The organism is Shewanella sp. 11B5 (assembly GCF_002836795.1).
In the GTDB taxonomy this organism is placed as follows: domain Bacteria; phylum Pseudomonadota; class Gammaproteobacteria; order Enterobacterales; family Shewanellaceae; genus Shewanella; species Shewanella frigidimarina.
On sequence record NZ_PJAP01000454.1, the window covers coordinates 1 to 4,694 of the forward strand.

General features: G+C 40.3%; 5 protein-coding genes. 4 read left to right on the forward strand and 1 reads right to left on the reverse strand.

Annotation, left to right across the window (positions count from 1 at the left end; genetic code table 11):
- The 4 genes from CXF78_RS10540 to CXF78_RS10555 all read left to right on the forward strand — a co-directional run.
- Window positions 1–679 (forward strand): tRNA-uridine aminocarboxypropyltransferase (locus CXF78_RS10540; RefSeq protein WP_102036749.1); only part of this gene is annotated, 679 nt, incomplete at its 5' end.
- 150 nt (window positions 680–829) lie between these two features.
- Window positions 830–1,189: a hypothetical protein gene (locus CXF78_RS10545; protein ID WP_011637384.1), complete on the forward strand. Its 360-nt coding sequence runs from the start codon at window positions 830–832 to the stop codon at window positions 1,187–1,189.
- Between the two features lie 129 nt (window positions 1,190–1,318).
- A complete protein-coding gene (locus tag CXF78_RS10550; RefSeq protein ID WP_102036750.1) occupies window positions 1,319–3,328 on the forward strand; it encodes a RecQ family ATP-dependent DNA helicase in 2,010 nt (669 codons plus the stop codon).
- Window positions 3,325–3,600: a hypothetical protein gene (locus CXF78_RS10555; RefSeq protein ID WP_011637386.1), complete on the forward strand. Its 276-nt coding sequence runs from the start codon at window positions 3,325–3,327 to the stop codon at window positions 3,598–3,600. The genes CXF78_RS10550 and CXF78_RS10555 overlap by 4 nt, the downstream gene beginning before the upstream one ends.
- 325 nt (window positions 3,601–3,925) lie before the next feature.
- Here the strand turns inward: CXF78_RS10555 and eco are convergent, their stop codons facing one another.
- Window positions 3,926–4,492 carry a serine protease inhibitor ecotin gene (eco, locus tag CXF78_RS10560; protein WP_102036751.1) on the reverse strand — a complete coding sequence of 189 codons (567 nt, stop codon included), beginning with the start codon at window positions 4,490–4,492 and terminating at the stop codon, window positions 3,926–3,928.
- Between the last annotated feature and the right edge of the window lie 202 nt (window positions 4,493–4,694).

The window sequence follows — 4,694 nt, forward strand, 5'->3', positions numbered from 1 at the left end:
TTTGTGCCTCTTGGGTGAATTATTTTGCACCTGCAAACATCGTCAATACTTAAACACCAATACCAGTTTTATGTTGATTATGTATAACGATGAAGTGTTGAAACCAACCAATAGTGGTAGGTTAATTGCCGACTTAATTCCTGACACTCATGCGTTTTTATGGACTCGAACCGAGACAGACACTGCAATGTTGGCCTTATTATCTAATCCAACATATCAACCCTTTTTAGTGTTCCCACAACAATATATTGAGAACGATCAAGTCGTCGTTGAGCAAATAACGGCCACTTCATTAACCACTGAGCAGGGCATAACTAAAATACCTTTGTTGGTGATGCTTGATGGTAGTTGGCGTGAAGCCATTAAAATGTACCGTAAAAGCCCGTATTTACAGCAAATGCCAGTGCTTTCATTTGCACCAGAAACTTTAGCAACTTACGCTCTTCGTAAAGGCAGTCATGATTTTCAACTGGGCACGGCAGAAGTCGCGGCAATGGCATTAACCGCAGCTCAAGAGCCTCAAAATGGTTTAGCATTATCGACTTGGTTTGACTTATTCGTAGAATCTTCATTGCTTGGGCGTAACCGTCGAGCAAAAGAAACCTTAACGCCTATTGCTGAGTTTATTAATGCTTTTAAACAAGCATTAAAAGCCAGTCATGAGTGCGCTGAAAAATAGCTTAGTCGGCGCCAAACGGTTGCATATTTTGCTAAATTACGCGATGCTAACTGAACCCCAGTGGTGTTAGTTGTTGCTATGAGGTTACAAGATTTACTTAGGTAACATTCTAATCAACAGGATTTTATTAAGGACCGTTTCGTACACATTATGGAAGAGTTGATAAACAGTGCTAGAGAGATAAATACTAAAAAATTAGTTGTTTTGTGTCGTCTTGAACCCGGTTGTTTAGGGCCCGATGGTGCTGAGCATATCAACACCTTTTGCCAAATAGCCGAGCGAGCATTAGTAAACTTAAATGCTGATGTGTGTCATTGGTTTCTTGCGCCTCGCTTAGACAAAAGCTTAGTAGAAATTCAATACAGTCTTGCAGGTAAAGTGTTGTCTCGTGACAAAGCGGTTAAGTTTATTGGTTCTTTCGATCAAGATCTTGATGACATAGAAGAGCGTTTTGAAGATAAGTTGACCCAATTGATTAATCAATATATTGCCCGTAAACGGCAAACGTAGGTCATGTGTTTTACATTCCTTTCATAGCACTTTAGACCGTATGTTAACTATTCCCATAGTGCTAAGGCTTGCCGTTTTATCAATTATCGTATAATCCTATGTTGTTTGGGGTTAACAACAGGATTTTATATGACTCCCTCACCATATAGCGACGCAGCAACTTCTGAAGCCGCTTCAAAGTTTTTCGATCAACAGACGCTATATCAATTGTTACAGCAACAATTTGGTTTTACTGAGTTCAGAGAAGGCCAACAAGCGGTTATTGAAACCATTTTGGCAGGTCATTCTGCATTAGCGATATTTCCTACCGGTTCAGGTAAGTCCTTGTGTTATCAGTTTTGTGCCCAACAGTTACCCAATCTAACCTTAGTTATTTCGCCGTTGTTGGCTTTAATGAAAGATCAGCTGGCATTTTTAGCGAGTAAAGGCATCGCCGCGGCCAGTATTGATTCAAGTTTAACTTATGATCAAACACAACAAGTGATGCGTGATGTACGAGATCAACGTACGCGAATTTTGATGGTATCAGTTGAACGTTTTAAAAATGAACGTTTTAGGCAATTTCTTAAATCAGTACCGATTTCGTTGCTGGTGGTTGATGAAGCGCATTGTATTTCAGAATGGGGGCACAATTTCAGGCCTGATTATTTAAAAATTCCACAATATTGCCAAGAATTTTCAATCCCTCAAAGTTTGTTATTAACCGCAACGGCAACTGAACAAGTAAAACTGGATATGGCCAAGCGTTTTGGTTTATTAGCGGAGCAGGTAATACAAACCGGTTTTTATCGCCCGAATTTAGATTTGTCGGTTGTCGCGGTTAATCAGCAACAAAAGCTCACTCAACTCGCGCTTACCGTAAAACACTATACTGGTGCTGGCATAGTGTATGTAACTCTACAACAAACTGCTGAGGACGTTGCTGCACACTTAATCCGTCAGGGGATAAATGCTGCAGCGTACCATGCAGGTATGGAGCAGACGGTTAGACAACATATTCAACAACAATTTATGCAGAATCACATTCAAGTGATTGTGGCGACGATTGCTTTTGGTATGGGCATTGATAAATCAGATATTCGATTTGTTATCCATTTTGATTTACCAAAGTCGATTGAAAATTACAGCCAAGAAATCGGTCGAGCAGGACGTGATGGTTTGCTAGCTCATTGTGTGACGTTAGCAAATTTAGATGGATTAAATACTGTTGAAAATTTTGTTTACGGCGATACGCCAGAAGCCGATAATATAGGTCAATTATTAGGCATTATTGCATCTGAAACCGAAAATGGTCGCTGGGAGGTACAAGAAACGCCATTATCTACAGCATGTAACATTCGTTCATTGCCTTTGAAAACGTTATTTGTGCAGTTAGAACTATTAGGCGTGATCCGTCCAAGCTATGCTTATTTTGCTGAATTTAAATATCGGTTTGTGGAAGACCAGCAAGCCATCCTGAGTCGATTTAACGATCAGCGCCAGCAATTCTTGAGTCAGGTATTTGCCCATACACAGTTTAAAAAGGTGTGGGGGCAACTGGATTTTGACAGTTTATATCAACAACATGGTTGTGAACGACAACGAGTTGTTGCGGCATTAGACTATTTAGCTGAACAGAATTTGATAATTCTTGAGACAAAAAAAATCACTCAAGTGTATGATGTACAACAGCAGGCATTAGCGACACCGCAGCAATTACAACAATTGACCCAGCAACTCAGTCAATATTTTAGTGAGAATGAACATAAAGAGATTGTGCGGATTGGTAAGCTAGTCGATTTTTTTGAACTTGATCGTTGTTTAAGTGCAAATTTAGCTCACTATTTTGATGACCACTCGGTGCCACAAAAATGTGGCCACTGCAGCGTTTGTCGTGGGCAAATTGCCGTCTTATCCAAACAGGCTGTGGCTCCGTTACCAGACTCGGCCACAGTGACAACATTGCTCGAACCGTTAATGTTAGTGGCTCGAGCAAAATCGTTACCCACTCCAACCATTGCTACGCAGGCTAAATTTCTTGCTGGTATGATAATGCCAATGTTTAGTCGTTTGAAAGTTAAACAATTAGATGGCTTTGGACGTTTTAGTGCTTATCGATATCAAGATATTCTGGAAACTGTTAAGAAGGTAAATTCATGAAACCGGTTCCTAAAATACTGTTAGAGCGACACGGTGAGTTAATACAAAGTGAAGGCGTGACGGTGGTGTCCCATATTCAACGGCAAGTTGGAGAGTGGGTGGTTCAAACGTTAATGATTAAAGATTGCGATGTACCATTTAAATACAAGCGACCTCAACGTTTCAAGAGTTTGTTAGACCATAAAGTCAATTTGATTTACTACCCGGCAAAAGAAGTCGTGGGCGGATTTGAAATTGAAATAATGCAAGTGGTCAGGGTTCGCCGTTACTAAATCGAGTTGATTAAGCTCAGCACACGAGTGTCTCGGTGTGCTGAGTGTTAATAGTGGATCATTTTAACGTTTCCCAATGTTATCCAATTATTGATGAGCCATTTTCATATCACCTTTTCCAACCAAGGCAATACCGCCGCTTAGCCATTGCACTCGTTGAGTGTCAGCTCAGCATCGTTCTACACTACTCACTGGCATTACTCTTGCTACAGCCTCTCCAATTGGCCGTGAGGTAGGGCTCAACTAACCCAAATGAAAAAACCAGATTTTTCAACGGATTAGTAAGTTATCCCAAGCATAAGTATAAGCCCTGTGGGTCCTAATGCTACTGGCCACTAAACTCAAATTCGCTCACTGTTTTCCACACTCTATAGCGTAATTCGGTGCCTTCTGGCAAATAGAACACTTTTGGTTGACGGCTGTCATAGCGTAAAGTCATGGCTTCATTAAGCACAATAAACTCAGCTGATTTGGCGTTAGTGCACATCATTTTGGTTGTCGGACCTTGCATCACCTTATCTACTTGGTAATAGACATATCCCCAACCAGCTAGTGATATTTTGTCAATTTCACCGATGAGTTTAGTCTTATTACAATCGACAATTTTATTTTGGCCTATTTGCACTTCAAGCATGTAATCTTGCTCATCATTTAGTGCTGGTAGGGTCAATACATGTTGGACCATTCCCTCTGTGGGGGCAGGATACATTTTACTGGCTTCTTGCGGCTTATATTGAATGACATCCATAACCGTACTATTGATTTTTAGGGTGTTCAGATAATTATTGTCAACGGGACTGGTTGCTCTGGTTCCAAATGAGATAACACTAGCAAAGATGACAGTAACCGTCATCGCGATTTTTATGGTATCAGTAACACTGAGAGGTTTCATATTCTGTCCTTGTAAAAATGCATGTAACGCTACCTCTATAAAATAGCATTGTATTTGTGGTTACCAGCTCAAAAGGTAATTGATTTTTAATGTGTACTTACTGTCAATTGATCTCCAAACAAGGGAGTAAATGGTCTTTTAACATACCAATTGCACTGTTAATAAAAGTCATGGCAGGTTTGATATCAACTCATTCAGTTTG